This is a genomic window from Lyngbya aestuarii BL J (genome assembly GCF_000478195.2).
GTDB lineage: Bacteria > Cyanobacteriota > Cyanobacteriia > Cyanobacteriales > Microcoleaceae > Capilliphycus > Capilliphycus aestuarii.
On the sequence record NZ_AUZM01000287.1, the window covers coordinates 1 to 812 of the forward strand.

The window sequence follows — 812 nt, forward strand, 5'->3', positions numbered from 1 at the left end:
AGAGTCAAGACGGGGCAAAACTGCCCCTACTTTCTAGTGTCTCATTTTGTTTGTCACTGATCGCAACAAAACCATGAATTACCAACAACAACTCTATCCTTGGGTCATCTATCGCCTGTTACCCAACCTGAAACGCCTGATAGTTGCTCGGTTTCGCCGTCGCAATCATGCCGAAGAACACCTCAAAATCCTAAAACGGTTGCTTCCTCAAGTCAAATTTGCCATTACATTTGAAGTTTGTTCCGATGAAAATTCTTCCGTTGATTCAATAAATTGAGTGCATTCACAAGTTTAATATTAGCAAAAATGCGATTTTAACTGTAGGATATTGCTAACACAAAACTTAGCGATCGCTTACAACAAAAAATCTTTAATTATCCATTAAATCAACCTGGTGAGAATAGGATATTTCCAGTATCCCATTTTTTGTTAAAAACTTATTTCAAGCAATCACAGAGAATAATAAGATGATGTTGGTTTAACCCGCTTCATTAACTTCAATTCACCGACATCGCTGGTAAACCCTAACTTTTCATAAAAAGGAATTGTCTCGGGTAAACAAACCAAAAGAAAAGCTTCTATCGATTGTAGCTGAGGATGATCTAAAAGAGACTGAATCAGAGTCTGTCCCAATCCTTGCTTTTGATAAGTCGAATCAACAATCACATCCCAAATCACAGCCCGATACACATAATCGGTTAAGACTCGCGCAAACCCAATTAACTTTTGATGATCTGGGTGATTAATTCCTATAATCAAATCAGAATGCTGCAACATCTTGTTAACATCTTCAGTTGAGATCGGAAGAGCAC

General features: G+C 37.8%; 2 protein-coding genes. One reads left to right on the forward strand and one right to left on the reverse strand.

The window, feature by feature from the left end; all coding sequences use genetic code 11:
- The first annotated feature begins 73 nt into the window (after positions 1 to 73).
- A complete protein-coding gene (locus M595_RS28110; RefSeq protein WP_023063863.1) occupies positions 74 to 277 on the forward strand; it encodes a hypothetical protein in 204 nt (67 codons plus the stop codon).
- Between the two features lie 173 nt (positions 278 to 450).
- Here M595_RS28110 and M595_RS28115 read toward each other — a convergent pair.
- Positions 451 to 812 (reverse strand): GNAT family N-acetyltransferase (locus M595_RS28115; protein WP_040484797.1); only part of this gene is annotated, 362 nt, incomplete at its 5' end.